At 53.0% G+C, this 16020-nt stretch carries 20 protein-coding genes; 17 read left to right on the top strand and 3 right to left on the bottom strand.

Translation table 11 applies throughout. The annotated features are described in order from the left end of the window. Positions 1-86 precede the first annotated feature (86 nt). Genes mnmH through selD form a run of 5 tightly spaced genes read left to right on the top strand, consistent with a single transcriptional unit; the run spans position 87 to position 6753 of the window. The gene (gene mnmH / locus HBA55_RS29860) at positions 87-1307 is read left to right on the top strand and encodes a tRNA 2-selenouridine(34) synthase MnmH (RefSeq protein WP_166999060.1); all 1221 of its coding nucleotides are present in this window, start codon (positions 87-89) and stop codon (positions 1305-1307) included. A gap of 35 nt (positions 1308-1342) precedes the next feature. Beyond that, entirely contained in the window at positions 1343-2215 is an 873-nt protein-coding gene (locus HBA55_RS29855) for a putative selenate ABC transporter substrate-binding protein (RefSeq protein WP_338109485.1), read from the top strand. 10 nt (positions 2216-2225) lie between these two features. Further along, a complete protein-coding gene (locus HBA55_RS29850) occupies positions 2226-2945 on the top strand; it encodes an ATP-binding cassette domain-containing protein (protein ID WP_338109484.1) in 720 nt (239 codons plus the stop codon). A gap of 21 nt (positions 2946-2966) precedes the next feature. Further along, positions 2967-4466, top strand: a complete 1500-nt coding sequence (locus HBA55_RS29845; RefSeq protein WP_240946360.1) for a PhnE/PtxC family ABC transporter permease — start codon at positions 2967-2969, stop codon at positions 4464-4466. A 19-nt stretch (positions 4467-4485) separates the two neighbouring features. Continuing rightward, positions 4486-6753, top strand: coding sequence for a selenide, water dikinase SelD (gene selD / locus HBA55_RS29840; RefSeq protein WP_166999054.1), 2268 nt, complete (start codon positions 4486-4488; stop codon positions 6751-6753). Positions 6754-6784: 31 nt separating this feature from the next. Here the strand turns inward: selD and HBA55_RS29835 are convergent, their stop codons facing one another. Both HBA55_RS29835 and HBA55_RS29830 read right to left on the bottom strand, forming a co-directional pair. Continuing rightward, entirely contained in the window at positions 6785-6985 is a 201-nt protein-coding gene (locus HBA55_RS29835) for a zinc ribbon domain-containing protein (RefSeq protein WP_166999052.1), read from the bottom strand. A 17-nt stretch (positions 6986-7002) separates the two neighbouring features. Continuing rightward, positions 7003-8427 carry a DUF4214 domain-containing protein gene (locus HBA55_RS29830; protein WP_166999050.1) on the bottom strand — a complete coding sequence of 475 codons (1425 nt, stop codon included), beginning with the start codon at positions 8425-8427 and terminating at the stop codon, positions 7003-7005. A gap of 186 nt (positions 8428-8613) precedes the next feature. Here HBA55_RS29830 and HBA55_RS29825 point away from each other — a divergent pair, with 186 nt between their 5' ends. From HBA55_RS29825 to HBA55_RS29790, 8 genes are all read left to right on the top strand, one after another. After that, the gene (locus tag HBA55_RS29825) at positions 8614-9612 is read left to right on the top strand and encodes a ketoacyl-ACP synthase III (protein WP_166999048.1); all 999 of its coding nucleotides are present in this window, start codon (positions 8614-8616) and stop codon (positions 9610-9612) included. After that, positions 9588-10526: a histidine kinase N-terminal 7TM domain-containing protein gene (locus HBA55_RS29820; protein WP_166999047.1), complete on the top strand. Its 939-nt coding sequence runs from the start codon at positions 9588-9590 to the stop codon at positions 10524-10526. The genes HBA55_RS29825 and HBA55_RS29820 overlap by 25 nt, the downstream gene beginning before the upstream one ends. A gap of 296 nt (positions 10527-10822) precedes the next feature. Beyond that, positions 10823-11374 (top strand): helix-turn-helix domain-containing protein, encoded by a 552-nt coding sequence (locus HBA55_RS29815; RefSeq protein WP_166999045.1) that lies wholly within the window; start codon positions 10823-10825, stop codon positions 11372-11374. A 69-nt stretch (positions 11375-11443) separates the two neighbouring features. Further along, positions 11444-11863: a hypothetical protein gene (locus tag HBA55_RS29810; protein WP_166999043.1), complete on the top strand. Its 420-nt coding sequence runs from the start codon at positions 11444-11446 to the stop codon at positions 11861-11863. Positions 11864-11888: 25 nt separating this feature from the next. Beyond that, positions 11889-12167: a hypothetical protein gene (locus HBA55_RS29805; protein ID WP_166999041.1), complete on the top strand. Its 279-nt coding sequence runs from the start codon at positions 11889-11891 to the stop codon at positions 12165-12167. Beyond that, a complete protein-coding gene (locus HBA55_RS29800; RefSeq protein WP_166999039.1) occupies positions 12164-12460 on the top strand; it encodes a hypothetical protein in 297 nt (98 codons plus the stop codon). Before HBA55_RS29805 ends, HBA55_RS29800 begins: the two co-directional genes overlap by 4 nt. 1 nt (position 12461) lies before the next feature. Next, the gene (locus HBA55_RS29795) at positions 12462-12725 is read left to right on the top strand and encodes a hypothetical protein (RefSeq protein ID WP_166999037.1); all 264 of its coding nucleotides are present in this window, start codon (positions 12462-12464) and stop codon (positions 12723-12725) included. 315 nt (positions 12726-13040) lie between these two features. Next, positions 13041-13280 (top strand): hypothetical protein, encoded by a 240-nt coding sequence (locus tag HBA55_RS29790; RefSeq protein WP_166999034.1) that lies wholly within the window; start codon positions 13041-13043, stop codon positions 13278-13280. A gap of 103 nt (positions 13281-13383) precedes the next feature. Here HBA55_RS29790 and HBA55_RS29785 read toward each other — a convergent pair whose 3' ends face one another. Beyond that, complete coding sequence (locus HBA55_RS29785; RefSeq protein ID WP_166999032.1) at positions 13384-13569, bottom strand: hypothetical protein; 186 nt, start codon at positions 13567-13569, stop codon at positions 13384-13386. A 166-nt stretch (positions 13570-13735) separates the two neighbouring features. Here HBA55_RS29785 and HBA55_RS29780 point away from each other — a divergent pair, with 166 nt between their 5' ends. The 4 genes from HBA55_RS29780 to HBA55_RS29765 all read left to right on the top strand — a co-directional run bounded on the left by HBA55_RS29780 (position 13736) and on the right by HBA55_RS29765 (position 15975). Then, positions 13736-13999 carry a helix-turn-helix transcriptional regulator gene (locus HBA55_RS29780; RefSeq protein ID WP_166999030.1) on the top strand — a complete coding sequence of 88 codons (264 nt, stop codon included), beginning with the start codon at positions 13736-13738 and terminating at the stop codon, positions 13997-13999. Positions 14000-14066: 67 nt separating this feature from the next. Then, positions 14067-14318: a carbon storage regulator gene (locus HBA55_RS29775; RefSeq protein WP_166999026.1), complete on the top strand. Its 252-nt coding sequence runs from the start codon at positions 14067-14069 to the stop codon at positions 14316-14318. Then, positions 14315-14980, top strand: coding sequence for an endonuclease (locus HBA55_RS29770; RefSeq protein ID WP_166999024.1), 666 nt, complete (start codon positions 14315-14317; stop codon positions 14978-14980). The genes HBA55_RS29775 and HBA55_RS29770 overlap by 4 nt, the downstream gene beginning before the upstream one ends. A gap of 44 nt (positions 14981-15024) precedes the next feature. Beyond that, positions 15025-15975 (top strand): potassium channel family protein, encoded by a 951-nt coding sequence (locus tag HBA55_RS29765; protein ID WP_166999022.1) that lies wholly within the window; start codon positions 15025-15027, stop codon positions 15973-15975. Positions 15976-16020: the final 45 nt, after the last annotated feature.

The raw sequence follows: 16020 nt of genomic DNA, 5'->3' as shown, positions 1-16020 counted from the left end.
AAATGGAGGGGTGGCGCTGCCGCCCCTTTTTTGTTGCTATCATCGACAGTCACGCGCTAGAATCCGGCTTTTCGGTGGCAGACACCATGAGTTTCGCGCCTACTCAAGAGAACTCCGATAAAGAGAACTCCGATAAAGAGAACTCCGATAAAGAGAACTCCGATAAAGAGAAATCCAGTCAAGAGTCGGCCAGCCAAGGACACCGCGGCAGTCGACCCGATACGGATGACTTTCGCCATCTGTTTCTCAACGACATCCCTCTGATGGATGTGCGTGCTCCGATAGAATTTCAAAAAGGCGCCTTTCCCTGTAGCGAAAACCGCCCATTGCTGGACGATGAACAGCGCCAATCCGTCGGTACCCGCTATAAACAGCAGGGCCAGGATGCCGCCATCGAACTGGGTTGGGAGCTGGCTACCGAAGACATTCGTCAACAACGCCTGAAGGTCTGGACCGATTTCGTTCGACGCCATCCTGACGGTTATCTCTACTGCTTTCGCGGAGGTCTCCGCTCCCGGCTCAGTCAGCAACTGATCCGCGAAGCCGGCATCGAATATCCTCTGGTCACCGGTGGCTACAAAGCCATGCGTCGTTTCTTGATCGATGAGCTGGACCAAAACTGCCAATCCATGCCGCTGGTATTGATCGCCGGCCGCACAGGAAGCGGTAAAACCCGGGTGATTGAACACCTGTCCCGTGCGGTGGATCTGGAGGGGCTCGCCAATCATCGCGGATCTGCATTTGGACGCCGCCTGCAACCCCAGCCCGCTCAGATCGATTTCGAAAACTCGGTCAGCATCGAGCTAATGAAGCTATTGCGTGAACGCAAGCCTGTGTTTGCGGAGGACGAGGGTCGTATGATTGGCGCCATCTCCATGCCGTTGTGCCTGCGAGATGTCATGCAGCAGGCCCCCCTCGCCGTGCTGGAGACCAGCATGGACGAGCGCATCGAGCTTGTGCTGCAGGACTATGTGACCTCGTCGCAACCGGCCTATATCAAGGCATTCGGTGAAGATGAAGGAAGGGAGAAATTCCGCCAGCAGATTCTTGGCAATTTGCGCCGTATTCGCAAACGTCTTGGTGGCGAACGTTTTAGCCTTTTGCAAGGTATCTTTACGGATGCGTTGCGGCAATTGGATGGCTGTGGCGACGCCGCTGGTTTTGGTGAAGGCATCGAATTGCTGCTGCGCGAGTACTACGACCCCATGTATGACTACCAGCAACAACAGCGCCAGGGCCGCGAGATTTTCCGTGGCACCATGGCGGAAATGACCGAATGGGCGGAGGACTACCACTCTCCGCCATAATCCTATTTTCATTCAAACAACCAAGGAGAACTTCCGTGCGGTTATTGACTGTTTTAGCAGCGCTGCTCACTTCTCTCACCTTTTCCTTCAGCACTGTTGCAGAAGGGTTTCGTTTTACCGCGATTCCGGATCAGGATGAATCGCAACTGCAGGCCCGCTTTGGCAAGGTTGCCCGCTACCTGGAGCGTGAGCTGGGTGTACCGGTGACCTATGTGCCAGTTAAAAGTTACGCCGCTGCCGTAACGGCGTTTCGCAATAATCAGGTACAGCTGGCCTGGTTCGGTGGCTTGTCGGGGGTTAAAGCCCGTGATCTGGTCTCCGGCAGCCGGGCCATTGCCCAGGGCTACGAAGATCAATTCTTCAAGACCTACCTGATTGCCCATCACAGCAGCGGATTGCTGGGGCAGAGTACGGGTGACAAATTCCCCAAAGCCATACAAGGCAAGACATTTACCTTCGGATCCAAGGGGTCCACGTCGGGGCGACTGATGCCGGAGTTTTATGTGCGCAAACACCTCGGACAGGCCCCGGACAAAGCCTTTGACCGCGTCGGGTTCAGCGGCGATCACAGTCGTACCATCGCACTGGTGCAATCCGGGGCCTACGCAGTGGGCGCAGTGAACTATAAAGTCTGGGAACGAGCCTTGGCCGATGGCAAAATTGATCGCAATAAAGTCGACGTCATTTGGCAAACCCCCGCCTACCCTGACTACCAGTGGAGCGTACGCGGTGATGTTGATCAGCGATTTGGGGCGGGCTTTGCCGACCGCATTCAGTCCGTACTGCTGGCTATCGATGACCCTGAACTGCTTGAGGCGTTCCCCCGACAATCCTTTGTCAAAGCCGACAATGACGATTATCGTCCGATTCGCGATACGGCCGTCACCATCGGACTGATTGATGGCTAATGAGGCCGGGGTGAGCCAAATAAATCCCTCTGTGACGGATGCTCAGACTGGGGCCCAGCGGGCTCGAACCAGTGGTGAGGTTATAGCGCAGTTCAAGGGGCAGACTCTGTATTATCAGGATCGCCCCGTTGTCCGGGATCTGAACTTCAGCATCCATGCCGGTGAACGGGTCGCGTTGGTCGGGCACTCCGGTGCGGGCAAATCAACCGTGCTCCGCGCACTGCGCCAACAGATGCAGAGCGAGTGTGCCTGGTGCCCTCAGGACGCCGGTCTCGTCCCCATGTTGAGTGTTTACCACAATATCTATATGGGGGCTCTGCATCGCCACGGTGTTTTTTATAACCTTGCCAACCTCGTACGCCCCTGGCGGGAGCCCTGGCAACAGGTGAGAAAACTCAGTGTTGAACTTGGCCTGGAGCATTTGCTTAGCCAAGCCGTTGAGCAATTGTCCGGCGGGCAGCAGCAACGGACGGCGGTGGCACGGGCGGTGTTCCAGCGCCAGCCAATTTTTCTGGGTGATGAGCCCGTGTCAGCGCTGGATGCTTTCCAGGCCCAACAGGTGCTTGAATTTATCTGCAAACGTCATGACAGCCTGGTGTTGTCATTACACGACACCGGGCAAGCGCTGCGTTTTTGCGACCGTATTATCGGCCTGGTGGAGGGCAAGGTGGTTCTGGACACCCCTGCCCTCGATATCAACCAGAGCGATCTCCAGGCGCTCTACCAATGATGGAAATGACCTGAGTTCCTCATGTCGATTTCCTCCGCTCACGAGTTTCACTATCGCACGGCGTTGGGACCACTGAGCCGAACGGCCGCCTTGCTGACGTTGGTCGGTGTGATGGCTCTGCTGTTGGCAGATATCGAAATTATTTCACCGGAACCGGGGCTGGAACTCACACGCATGGGGCTTGGGCTGTTATCGCCACGCATCCCGGATCAATACGTGTTTGTTGAGGCGTTGCTCAATACCTTGAGTTTTGCTTTTCAGGCAATGGCGCTCGCAACCCTTATCGGTTTTCTGTTGTCGTTGGTTTATCGGCTTGCGGTGGTGCGGGCATTTTGTGCGTTTATACGGGGTATACACGAGCTGTTCTGGGCGCTTATCTTTCTGCAGGTGATGGGGTTGAGCACTCTCACCGGCGTACTGGCTCTCGCAATTCCCTATGCGGGTATTCTTGCCAAGATATTTGGTGAGTTGTTCGAGGAGGTGTCACCTCAACCGCGCAACAATTTACTGGTGGCAGACCATATCAGCGCTTTTTTCTATACCACCCTGCCCCTGGCCTGGCGTTCGCTGTGCGCCTACTGCAGTTATCGTTTTGAATGCATGGTGCGCTCTTCGGTGATACTCGGATTTGTGGGATTGCCGACACTGGGGTTCTACCTCGAAAGTGCGTTGCGGGAGGGGCGCTACCAGGAAGGGGCTGCCCTGCTGTATGTGTTGCTGTTATTGATCGCCACTTTACGCTTTTGGTTGCGACGAGCTTTACTGCCTGTATATTTGCTGGCCGCTTTTTTACTTCTGCCCCCGGTGGTTGAAGTCTCATGGGATGGGGCCTGGCGTTTTTTTACTGTAGATATTGTACCGGCACCTTTGCGAAACAATAGCCAGGCACAATTATGGTCGTGGCTGACGCTGTTATGGCAGCAGCAGTTACAACCTGGGGTAATCAATACTCTGATCCTGGGAATGGCTGCGCTTTTGGTGACCGCCATGTTCGCACTTTTGTGTTTTCCTCTCAATTCTCCGCATTTTGTACGGGGCTGGAGTCGACGGTTTGGCGATGCCTTTTTGATCATTGGCCGCACACTGCCGGAATATCTGCTGGCGTTTGTGGGGCTGATCGTGTTGGGCCCCTCTATGTTGCCCGCGCTCTTGGCGCTGGCGCTGCACAACGGTACGATTGTGGCTCATCTGGTGGGACGATTCAGTGAATCACTCAGTTTGCGGCAAGATGCGGTGCGCGGCGTGAATCTGTATTTTTATGAGGTGCTACCGCGCATGTTCCGGCAATTTCTGGCGTTGCTGTTGTATCGTTGGGAAGTGATTATGCGTGAATCGGCCATCCTCGGTATGCTCGGGTTCGCGACGCTGGGATTTTATATCGATTCTGCCTTTGAAGAGTTTCGATTTGACCGCGCCGCGTTGCTGATCATTTGTTCGGCGCTACTGAATATGCTGGCGGATGCTTTGGCAAGGTACTGGCGCAGGCGCTTACACCTCAATACCACACCCGAAACCCTTTGATTTATTGATCTGACCCTGTATGCAAACGGCAACTCACTTATACAAGGATTTGGTACTGGTCGGCGGAGGCCACAGTCACGCCCTCGTGATAAAAATGTGGGCAATGCAACCTCTCCCGGGGGTACGTGTCACGCTGGTTTCGCCTCAGGCCCTGACGCCCTACTCCGGTATGCTGCCGGGCCTGGTGGCAGGGCATTATGAATTGGAACACACCCATATTGATCTCCCCCGCTTGTGCCAGGCCGCCGGGGTAAGATTTATTCAGGACACCGTTGTAGGTATAGATAGCCAACAACGGGAGATTTTGTTTAATCAGCGACCACCACTGGGATTTGACTGTGTTTCCATCAATACGGGCATTACGCCCGAATTGTCCGTACCGGGTTCTGCACAATACAGTATTCCTGTGAAGCCGATTGCAAGTTTTTACCCCCGCTGGTTGGCGCTGCGCGATTTGTTACGCGCTACGCAGGCGGATACGCCATTGCGTTTGGCAGTCGTTGGCGGGGGCGCCGCCGGTGTGGAAATCGTACTGGCGATGGCCCACGCTATTGATTCAGACCCAGCGATTCAGCGACCAGTGCAGTGCCGCCTGGTACAACGTGGTACTGGGCAGCCGGAGGGATACCCAAAATCTCTGCAGGTGAAGATGGCGGCAAGACTTCGTCAAGCAGGCGTTGAGGTTTCGCAATCCACTGAGGTAGTGGAGGTTAAGCCGAACGGACTACTCATTGAGCAGGACCGGCGAGAAGAATTTATAGAGGCTGACCGGGTATTCTGGTGTACTCAGGCGCGGGCGTCTGACTGGCCTGCTCAGTCGGGACTGCGGGTGGATGATAAGGGCTTTATTGCCATCAATGAGAATCTGCAAAGTTGCAGTCACGACTTTGTTTTCGCGACCGGTGATACGGCTATGCAGCTGCAGACGCCCCGCCCCCGTGCCGGGGTGTATGCCGTGCGCCAAGGGCCGGTGCTGTTTGAAAACCTGCGTCGTTACCTGCTTCAACGTCCTCTGAAGGTGTATAAGCCTCAATCCGGATTTCTCAGTTTGCTGGCGTGCGGTGAACGCTGGGCCTTGGGTACCAGAGCCGACTTGCCGTTGCCGACGGTTTCCGGAGCTTGGGTCTGGCGCTGGAAAGACCGAATCGACCGTCGCTTTATGGCGATGTTCAGTGATCTCGATGTGATGGAGAAGCAGCCCGACGCAGAGGTGCCCGAAGTCTTGATGGACGCTTCGCAAATCAGGGAACATCAAGCCATGCGCTGCGGCGGTTGCGGCGCCAAGGTGGGTTCCGCAGTGCTGAGTCGTGTGTTGGCGCGTTTGCAGGTGTGTCATCACGATGGGGTTGTGCTTGGACTCGACAGCCCTGACGACGCGGCGGCAATTCGAACAGGCGCCTCCCAGTTGCTGCTGCAGAGTGTCGATGTATTTCGCGCTTTGCTGGACGATCCCTACTTGCTCGGGAAGATCGCGGCGGAACATGCCCTTAGTGATCTGTTTGCGATGAACGCAAAGCCCCACAGCGCTCTGGCAATCGCCACCCTGCCCTTTGCCGCCGAAACTCTGGTCGAGCGAGATCTGCTGCAATTGTTGAGCGGTGCCGTTTCGGTACTAAACGCCAACCAGTGCGCATTGATTGGTGGCCACACCAGTGAAGGGCTCGAACTCAGTATGGGGTTTGCCGTCAATGGTTGTGTGTCTGAGCAGAGTTTACTGCGCAAGAATTCGACGCAACCCGGCCACCAACTGATACTTACCCAGCCTCTTGGCACTGGCTCGCTGTTTGCCGCATTCAGACAACTGCAGGCCAAGGGCCAGAGCATCGAAGCGGCGATTGACGCCATGTTGCTGTCAAACCGCGGCGCCGGTGAAATATTTGCCGACCATATGGCTTCGGCTTGTACCGACGTTACCGGTTTTGGTCTGCTCGGGCATTTGGTGGAAATGTTGAAACCGGCAGAGATGGGAGCAACTCTTTGTCTCGAGTCGCTACCGATACTGGCGGGTGCCGCAGAGGCAGTAGCGCGGGGCTTTGTCAGCAGCCTGCAGGGTCAGAACCAGCGGCTGGAATACGCCATTGCTGATTTTCAGAAGCATCAAAACCATGCGTTTTATCCGCTATTATTCGACCCTCAAACTTCCGGAGGACTGCTGGCCAGCGTGCCGGCGCCACAGGCACGCGATTGCCTGGAGCGTTTGCAGCAAAACGGATATCCCGACGCAGTGATTATCGGTGAGGTGACTGAGCCGGCGAACTGTGGTGAGGGTCGTGTCCAGCTTTCGTAAACCATTTTTCGTCACCCATAGACAACGCCCGTTACCAGGTGGCGTCATCTTCGCGAAAAACTTGTAGGGTAACCTGTCCATCGGCTGCTGCCTGTACAAGAAAAACCATCGGTCGACAGCAGATCTGGCAGTCTTCGGTATAGGTCTGATTGGCCTCGCTGGTGTCCACCAGAGTCGTGAAGGTCTGCCAGCAATAGGGACATTGTAATTGGGTCTCTTGAACGGCATCCACGACGGAGTGCCTCCTCTTTAGACGAGCAACCACATATCAGTATCGGCCTGGTAGACCAAATCATCCAGCCAATCGGCAGAATTGGAGCGATTTTCAGCGGAATCTGCAAAACTGACCAGAATGTCGGCGTGGCTTAAGCCGGCCTGCAATTGATCTAGCCAATATTCGAATCCTTGCTGTTCCGGTGCGCGATCCAGCACATTATGGTACAGCTGCTCGATGTAGGCCTCGTCAGTAAAGCTCTCAAATTTGTTACGGAATTCCTCTGAGCGATAAAAACTGTTGGCGATCTGTTGCAAGGTCTGCCCGCTTCGAACATCACCAACAAAGTAGTTCAATCCGGCTTCCCCGGGTTTTCGATCCAGTGCGGCTTCATACAGGAGCGCAACTCTCTCAACCATGTCAAGATGATCAGGAGCGTCTATATTGGACATATTTTCAAGGCTGAGTTCATAGTGATAGGCACTAAAGCCTTCGCCGTTATGGCTGTCTTCTACCCGTAGAAAGTACTCACTCGATAAGTCCGGTGAAATCGTTATCACAGCTTGATCACCAGATTCCAGCGCAGTAACCCCCTGCCCATCGGTGAGCGAAAACCATTCGAGGTAGGGGGCTGGTGCCAAAGGGTCTTCGCTGTGCAACGTAATCTGATAGGTTTTTCCGGCATCCAATTGCATGCGTATAAGGTCGGCGTCGTCCTGTGCGTTAATGATCCCTTGCAAGGGGGTTTCCAGACTGAGTAGCCCGGTTGTGTTCAGATTGTCAGAGAAATCGTCCTCGATAGTGTTCAGAGACAGGATGTAGTCTGTATTGTTCTCCCCCGTGGCGATCCCGGAAACCTCGACGTAAAAAGTGCTGTTCTCCAAAGGCGTGAGGGTAAGAGCACTGTTTCCGCTTAGCAAGTCCAAAGAACCCATTTCAATCCGCTCACCACCTTCGTCACCACCAAATTCAGCTTCATCGGAACTGAATGCGGTGAGTTGCAGTATCGTAGCTTCAGATTGAGCGACGAATTGATAGGTCGTGCCGGCGATTAGATCCGCGCGAAACCAATCGGAATCTCCTGCAGTTTCGTGGATACCGTCAATCGCCTCGGCTACAGAAATAAGACCGCTGGTATTGATGTTGTCCGCGTAGTCATCAGCTAGGGTTTCAAAACTCAATTGAGTTTCCAAAGGCGGTTGTGCTGTAGCCCCGGAAAATTCGGTAACAAAATAATAGATGTCATCTTCTTCAGGTGTAAACACCAGTTGCTGGGTGTTGTCACCGGTCAGCTCACCAAACTCCAGTCGACCCGCTTCTGTGTAGGCGTAAAAAAGAGGTGGTAAGTCGCCATCGACGAATTCCCACTCAAATGTAACTCGGTGGGTGCTGCCACCCGATAGCTCCATGGAATATCCGGGCTCTACCGAATCGAAAGGAAAGGTGTCAGTCAGGTTCATTCTGGTTGGTCCGTTCTTATTTGAATCGGGCAATCCTGCCTTAGCAGTTGGCAATTGTAAGGACAGAAGCGACAGGCAGGTCCTGAGATGCGACAAAATTGATCCCAGTGCTCCGAATTCAGATTTGATTATGCTTTTAGTGCGCATATCTGAATGCGCATCAATATTGGAAATCGGAGTAAAATCATGGACTTACAAGCAAATTCAAGAATTGCAGGCATTGGCATTTCCATCCCGAACCAAAAAGTCAGCAGCGATGACATCATGACGGAAATCGGTTCGCGACGATTTGGGGTGCCGGAAAACTTTATTTCAAGGCGTATTGGTATCCTTGAGCGACGCTTCTCGGAACCTCAAACGCGACCTTCCGACCTGGCTTTCCAGGCTTCTGCAGAGGCACTACAGGAGGCCGGGGTTACCCCGAAAGAAATCGATATGATTATCTTTTGCGGCATTGACCGGGATTGGAAGGAGCCGAGTACAGCCTGTCGCATTCAATATTTACTCGGAGCGACAAAGGCCAGTTGCATGGATATTTCCAACGCTTGCCTGGGTTTTATGAACGGCCTGGCAACGGCGGACGCCTATATTGCCTCTGGTGCGGCTGACAATGTTCTGGTCTGCACGGGTGAGACCCAGTATAAGGTGACGTCTTATGCGATCCGGGAGCTCAAGAAGTCCAGGGATTCCGATCTCTTTAAGCGCAGTATCGGCTCGCTAACCGTTGGAGACGCCGGCGGCGCTATGGTTGTTCAGCGATCCCCTGGCGACTGCGGTTTCGGGCGGTTTCGATTCTGGACCGAGGGTGACAAGGCCGAGCTCTGCTACATAAAGGAAGAGAATGGCAAGCTGATCGGCCAGATGTTGATGAGTGAAATCAGCCGAGAAATCACGGACTTTCACCGTCGCAAGATCGGTGATACCTACTCTGATTCGGGCATGTCACCCGTTGATGTGGAGCTGCTTTACTGCCATCAAGTGGGTAAAGGCCCCCATATCAACATGGCGAGGCTTGCGGACGTGGATTGCGACAGAGCTCCCATCACCTATGATTGTTTCGGGAATTTGACCTCGGCGACCATACCTGTAACTATGCACAAAAATCGCCCGAAAAAAGGCCATAAGTACCTCATTCTGGGGACAGGGAGCGGTCTCTCTATATGTCAGACGGAAATGATCTTCTAGGTAATCTGGTGAGCTATTACGCTCTTCCGAGTGTGATAGCCCTACTGACCAAGGTTGGAGTACTGTGGTTTTGCCGGAGCAACATCTCCGGCATCAACCCCTGGTTGTCCGCCCTGATTGTTTCCCTGATCGGACTCAACCTGTCAGAGCTTCTGTTGTTCGTCTTCACCGAGCGGGCGACAGAGGCACTATTGACGCTTCAGATCTACTACATCTGTGCGGTCTGTGCTCCGGTTTCCATGCTGGGGCTGGCCGCCAGTATCCACGACATCAAATTCAAGATTATCGACAGGGCTATGATGGTTTGCATACTTGCCGGGCTGGCCGTCATCGCTATTCCGGAGGCGGCTCTGACTGGCGCGGTCAGCATCGGTTATTCGGTCGCGAGGGTCGCAGGCCCCGCCTACTTTGTGCTTCAGATCATTATTCTGACAACGCTGATTGCGGCAATGACAATAACCATTCATGCCAGCTTCAAGCTGGAGGATTCTCTGAAGCGCAAACGGGCACTGGCATTGCTGATGGGTTTTACCCCCGGAGCATTGGTGGTCATCACGACGATAGTCGCAATGCACCTGGGTGCGGAATTCAACGCAACTGTAACCATGTCTATCTGTACCACGTTTTTCATGGCGGTATTGATTTACACCGATTCAGAACAGGGATTGTTCAATTTTCTGTCCCGGATTCCTCGTACGGAAGAGCGTAGCTATATTGAGGGCATCCGCCGCGTGTGTCACAACGATGTGTCACTGGTGGCAGCGAAAGAGATCATGCAAGAGGTGGCGGCCATGCAATCGCTTGCAGGCTCTACTGGAGACAGGAAAATGGTGGCCCGGAAGCTGCAGCAATCCATTGTCTTGCTGCAGCACAAGCTCAGATGCATTGAGAGTGGCGAGCGCGGCGGCAGCTGAAGTCGGCAACAGCTTTGATCACCGGCCTATTCGCCAAGAAAAAGCCCCGCAAATCAGCGACTTGCGGGGCTTTATATGGGGTGGACGAGGGGACTTGAACCCCCGACGACTGGAATCACAATCCAGAAGTTAACCCATATAAATCAATAACCTACCCTATTTTTTCCTAACAAAATAACATTTCCCTTCCTTTGTAAATCAAAGGCTTACAGCGCTGCAACTACTGGATATTAGGAAAGTAATGGCGCGTATATCACTGTGTTTGCGCTCCATGAACTTGGAAATGAGGAAAGCGCATGCACCAACTTTACCGTCACTTCGATAAAGACGATTCCCTGCTTTACGTAGGCATTTCGCTTAGCGCGGTTAACCGCCTAGCGCAGCACAAAGTTGCCTCCAATTGGTACCCCGACGTCTGCCGGATGACTATCGAAAACTTTGATTCCAGAGACGAGCTTCTTAACGCTGAAAGGCGTGCAATCCTGGAGGAGAGGCCGAAGCACAATGTTCGGCACAGCAAGTCTGAGCAGCAAAGGCTCGACGCCATTGCGGCCGAGCAGGCCAGAAAGGACAAAGAATTGCTCCTAAAAAGAACGGTTTCCTACAAGCCGCTCTACTCCATCTCGGAGGCCGCTGACGCCCTATCTGTCACGGAAAGCCGCATAAGAAACCTCATCAGGGCGGGAGATCTCTCAGCAATCGAAATGTCCCGGACGCCAACGAAAGACATCAATGGCAAACAGACTGTTCGAATAAAGTACAGGATTTCTGGCTGGCAGATTATCGACTACCTGGAAAGGATTCACGGGTCGGTACCGCAGCACCCGGAACTGGAGTACGAATCTTGAGCATTATCCATCTCACCTTTAACCGGGCGACCTCGCTGCGCCCGGAATTTGACCAATGAGGAACTAACGATGAATGCAAAACAACTGGCTGAAGAACTGCAACGCCAACAATACCCCCTGGCTCTTTCCGCTGAACGCAGAGAAAAAATAAAGGCGGCAGGGTTAATTGTGGTTATGGGCCACAGTGACGACGTCATGCTGCTGCTTGGGGCTATCACCGATGAGTTTGACTGCTATGACGGCGGCACCGCCCTGATTGATTCAAAGGGCCTGCTGCCGGCCAGGGAGAACCTGGAGGAAGATCACGAGCTGGAGGAATACTTTGCCAGGAAGCGTATTGCCGTTCCCTTGGAGGCTCTGTGGTGTGCTGAGCCAGAGCACTGCTGGACCTACAAGACAGAGATACCTCACGAAACTTTTGAGTTGTTCGACGATGAGGAGCCCTATTGTCGCGGCCTGGTCATGGATATTCAGGACCTGCCCTTCTAACCCCGCCCTCTTCTATGGAGCACCAATGAAAGATCGATACTTTCAAACTTGGACTTGGAATTCGAGGCTACGCCGTCGCTGCAAGTGGTGCGCAGCGCTCTGGCAGCGAATCTGCGGTCTGTTTGGTCATGAGCCCAGCAAAACCGAATGGGGGTACAGCGGCGGTGATACCGGTGATGCCTGGTGCCGTTGGTGCAATAAGCACATGGAGATACCAAAGTCCGAGCTGCTGTTTCGGCTTGGGAAGGAAGGTCGGGGCATTCTCAATACGGTAGAGCCAACCACTGAGGAGGAGGGTTCATGACTGACGATGTGATCGCCGAAATCACCCGCCAAGCTGCTATGCATGGCTGCGTGGCTTACCAGGTAAGCGAGCACGGAATTGTCATAATTCCTCGCGAGGAGTTTCGAAACACGGATTCCGGCCAAGAGGACTGTAGCCAGCTGGAGGTTGAGCCCTTACTCGGCTTCTATGAGGGCTTCCGCTACATCGAGTCACCGCCGCCGGAAATTGAGGTTCCGAAGGAACTATTACCTCCGCCCCGCTCCCGGGGCAAGGGCAAGAAACGCAAGCCATGGGAAAGAGGATATTGGTGATATGGAACTGATCAAGGGTGAGCGGAAGCCTGAGCAAATATTTGGCGGGACCAAATGCGACGAATGCGGGAAAGAGCGTATTGATCTCGTTCGGCTGGGGGAGGACGACCTCTATTACGAGTGTACCACCGAGGTCTGCAAAGAGTGTCTGCAGAAGGCGCTGAAGTTGATCAGCGCTGGAAAGCCGGAATCCGAACCCCAGTCTTCTCAACATCATAGATCCACAGAGTTGTTATCGGCAGCGGATCAGGACGCTCAGGGCTGAAGATGACCGCGAACCGGGAGATAGGCGCATCCTTAACGGCATTGGCCTCCACCACGGCAAAGACTTCTCTGCCGTCGACGACTGCAGGAGATTGGATGGATTGCAGGAGCAAATCCCGTATCGCTCCTGAGCCGTCAGGGTGCGGCACACAAACGCGCCCCCTCCTCTTCCATTGGTCGATTAAGGCTTCTGGGGATTTGGGGTTGGCGATAGCGCCTTTTTGCAGGTGTGATAACGACGTGTTCATAGCTGGTGAGTATATCATCGCCAAAGAGTGGGAGGAGAATTACGCCTGGGCGGATCTGCCCTGCCCTTATGAGCCGGTTGACTCAGCCGCCGGCGCTGACCACAATCCGTGGCGTGGATGAGATGAAACCCAAGAAGGAGCCAACACCTCAGATCAACGCCAAGATGCTCGAAGACAGCGAGAAGGAACTCTACTTCAAATGGCTCGCCGCGATCGCCAATCGATCGGGCCAGCTCGGAAGAACGGTCAGCAAGAAGGAAGCGCTGATGGAGATGGTGGAGGACTACATCAAAAAGTACGGAAATTAATCAATTTTCCGGCGGCCGCTGAAACCCCCACAAAGTCTAGCGATCTGTCGGTCTAGACTTTCAGTCAAGAGAAAAGGCTTCACTGCAGCCTTCCCTATTTTTGTTATTCGTCGTTCGCAGCCCCCTCTCTAAACCCCATGCGGTAACCCATCTCACGCGCCAGCACCCACACCTGGTACGGAGAAATATTGTCGAAAATAATGTGGTCTGGGCAGATCTCTTCGTCAGAAACATGTATCCCGTTAACCAGGGCCACCATCGTATCCAAGTTCCATTCAACCTTCGTCACATCAAACCTCCTGTTATGTCCATGTGATTGGGAGCGCCATTCTACGCGGCAATCGAAAACCCCTCTATAGCATGTGGTGACTTGTATGTTGCCAATTCGCCCCAATATGTGACTTTCAAGTCGCACCATTAGTTGTGCGCCATGAATTCGCAAAAGTGGGAGCACCATGGAGAAACCTGGCGACCGTTTGCGCCGGGCAAGGATTCTCAGAGGGTACTCCCAAAAACAACTGGCCAAGGAGGTTGGCTGCGTAAGACACACAATAGGAAGGCTCGAATCCAGCCGTTATCACCCGAATATTGAATTCGCGGCCAAAGTGTGTCGGGTGCTCGACATTACTTTGGATTGGTACTGGCATGGCACCAAGAAACATTCCGATCTCAAGGGGCGAGTGATGACAGCGGTTGAAGACGCCTTCGATCAGGAGTAGTCTCTGAGCTACCCACCAACTGCACCAATGGAAATGGTACAAGTGTGCAACATAAGGAGATGTTCAAATGCTAGTTCTGTCCGCCAGCGCCGGTAAGTCAATATTCATCGGTGACGATATTCGAGTCACCATTCTTGGGAAAAATTCCAACAATCAATATCGTGTCGGCATCCAAGCTCCGAAGAATGTGCTGATACTCCGGGAAGAGCTCGTCGGAAAACCACACGCTAAAAAACAACATCAAAAGAAAAGCTGGCCGGTTTTGCTAAGCACAGTGTCCGAAAAACTTAAACGATACAGTAAGGATAAGAGCGCATGAAATGGGTTGTTTCACTTCTCCTCTTCCCTGCCTTGGCGACAGCGCAGGGCGTTATTCAGACCTACGACGAAGCCAGGTCGAAATATTTTTGGAAATCGCTTTACAAGAACGGCGGCGAAACACTGTACTGCGGGATTGAATTCGGAGGCGGTAGAGACCACAAAGACAAAAAGCTTCATGTCGAGCACGTCATGCCCGCGAGCTGGATTGCCGCTCACTATGGTTGTTTGAACAGGCACGCTTGCCCGGTCGATGCTTATCACTACGCCGCGGCCGATCTTCACAATCTGTGGCCCGCGCTCGGCACCATTAACGTTGACCGATACAACTTGCCTTACGGCACTGTGAAAGACGAGGAAAACGCTCAGATTCGACAGGAAGTCTGCCAGGATGCTGAGCTGTTGGGGACCAAGTACAGTGGTGTCTTCGAGCCCCGCGACAGTGTTAAGGGCGACATCGCCCGGTCGATGTTCTATATGGAGCTGGCCTACGGTATTTCCCTGGGGCGCGATCGCAAGCTGTACCTGAAGTGGGCGGCAAAAGATCCGGTCGACGAGATGGAACGCAAACGAAATAAGGCCATCACCCGCATTCAGAGGCGAGGAAACCCTTTTATCGAATATGGGGATGATGGAAAATCATTGAAGCCCGCTGAGTACTAGTATTTACAGATAATCTAAGCAATGAACTAATTCAAAGGAAGTTTATGAAGCTCACTCCAATCCACGTCTTGATTTTATATGTCGGTTTGGTTCTGGCCTATGCGGGAGTCTACTACTCAATACCTGACACACTTAACGCTGAAGATCTGTCATTTATTAAGAGCTTATACTTCAGCATGGTGACAATTACTACGCTTGGATATGGTGACATTACCCCACAGTCTGATCTGTCGATGATGATCACGGGGTCAGAGTCTATGTTGGGGATGGTGATAGTTGGGCTCTTTTTGAGCAGCTTATGGCAATCTTACCGAGACAGGCTCGAAAAAGACCAGGCGCGAGCATTGGAGCGCGAGTCTGCCCGGCAAAACATGGCCGAGATGGCTGCATATTTCAGCTACCTTGTGATGGTATTGGACGAGTTTGAAGTTAGGGTCGCTGAGGTTACCCTTCCGAAGAAGCAGCGGTCAGGAAAACTTGAGCTGAATAGGGAATTCACATTTTCAGATATGCAAGATTTATATGAGCCGTCACACAACCTTAGATTTGGTTTTTCAGCGCCGGTAATCGATCACTATTTCGATGCCCTGGATAATCTCCGTTCTGAGCTAAAGTTTGTTCTGGCTAATTTCGATTTGACTAATTTTCAGAATATCCGAACCACTATTATTGCCTTTCTACGCACACGAAACCAAGATTGCAGGAGCGCCCTTAAGTCTTACCAAGTTACCTCGGCTGGTAGTGAAACCCTCCAGCAGATTTTAGTGAAGTTGATCAAAGAGCAACAGGGAATGCCGGAGCTAGATCAGAACGAGAGTTCGGTTCTCACTCCTGCAATATTGCTGTTCTCCTCCCTGCAGACTCAAATCGCACAGATAGATAAGCTAAGAGGCGAAATAGACATCGTAAGAATGAAGGTGTTTACCGGCAACATAGACGACAACAGTGTCGGCGGTGATAGCTTGGCTCACCTGACTTATGATGTTTCTCGTTAATCGCTGTGCTTTTATACATCTACGGATGGCCATCACGCATCGAGT

It is taken from the genome of Pseudomaricurvus alkylphenolicus (genome assembly GCF_011683955.1).
GTDB lineage: Bacteria > Pseudomonadota > Gammaproteobacteria > Pseudomonadales > Cellvibrionaceae > Pseudomaricurvus > Pseudomaricurvus alkylphenolicus.
Note: the sequence above shows the minus strand (reverse complement) of the source record. Positions and strands in the feature narration are given on the sequence as shown.

Bases quoted from the DNA above. Each gene is read 5' to 3' on its own strand.
- HBA55_RS29845 (WP_240946360.1), top strand. From the start codon at position 2,967: ATGTCGATTTCCTCCGCTCACGAGTTTCACTATCGCACGGCGTTGGGA.
- HBA55_RS29815 (WP_166999045.1), top strand. From the start codon at position 10,823: ATGCACCAACTTTACCGTCACTTCGATAAAGACGATTCCCTGCTTTAC.
- HBA55_RS29795 (WP_166999037.1), top strand. From the start codon at position 12,462: ATGGAACTGATCAAGGGTGAGCGGAAGCCTGAGCAAATATTTGGCGGG.
- HBA55_RS29825 (WP_166999048.1), top strand. From the start codon at position 8,614: ATGGACTTACAAGCAAATTCAAGAATTGCAGGCATTGGCATTTCCATC.
- HBA55_RS29820 (WP_166999047.1), top strand. From the start codon at position 9,588: ATGTCAGACGGAAATGATCTTCTAGGTAATCTGGTGAGCTATTACGCT.
- HBA55_RS29805 (WP_166999041.1), top strand. From the start codon at position 11,889: ATGAAAGATCGATACTTTCAAACTTGGACTTGGAATTCGAGGCTACGC.
- selD (WP_166999054.1), top strand. From the start codon at position 4,486: ATGCAAACGGCAACTCACTTATACAAGGATTTGGTACTGGTCGGCGGA.
- HBA55_RS29790 (WP_166999034.1), top strand. From the start codon at position 13,041: ATGAGCCGGTTGACTCAGCCGCCGGCGCTGACCACAATCCGTGGCGTG.
- HBA55_RS29810 (WP_166999043.1), top strand. From the start codon at position 11,444: ATGAATGCAAAACAACTGGCTGAAGAACTGCAACGCCAACAATACCCC.
- mnmH (WP_166999060.1), top strand. From the start codon at position 87: ATGAGTTTCGCGCCTACTCAAGAGAACTCCGATAAAGAGAACTCCGAT.
- HBA55_RS29765 (WP_166999022.1), top strand. From the start codon at position 15,025: ATGAAGCTCACTCCAATCCACGTCTTGATTTTATATGTCGGTTTGGTT.
- HBA55_RS29830 (WP_166999050.1), bottom strand. From the start codon at position 8,427: ATGAACCTGACTGACACCTTTCCTTTCGATTCGGTAGAGCCCGGATAT.
- HBA55_RS29775 (WP_166999026.1), top strand. From the start codon at position 14,067: ATGCTAGTTCTGTCCGCCAGCGCCGGTAAGTCAATATTCATCGGTGAC.
- HBA55_RS29770 (WP_166999024.1), top strand. From the start codon at position 14,315: ATGAAATGGGTTGTTTCACTTCTCCTCTTCCCTGCCTTGGCGACAGCG.
- HBA55_RS29800 (WP_166999039.1), top strand. From the start codon at position 12,164: ATGACTGACGATGTGATCGCCGAAATCACCCGCCAAGCTGCTATGCAT.
- HBA55_RS29780 (WP_166999030.1), top strand. From the start codon at position 13,736: ATGGAGAAACCTGGCGACCGTTTGCGCCGGGCAAGGATTCTCAGAGGG.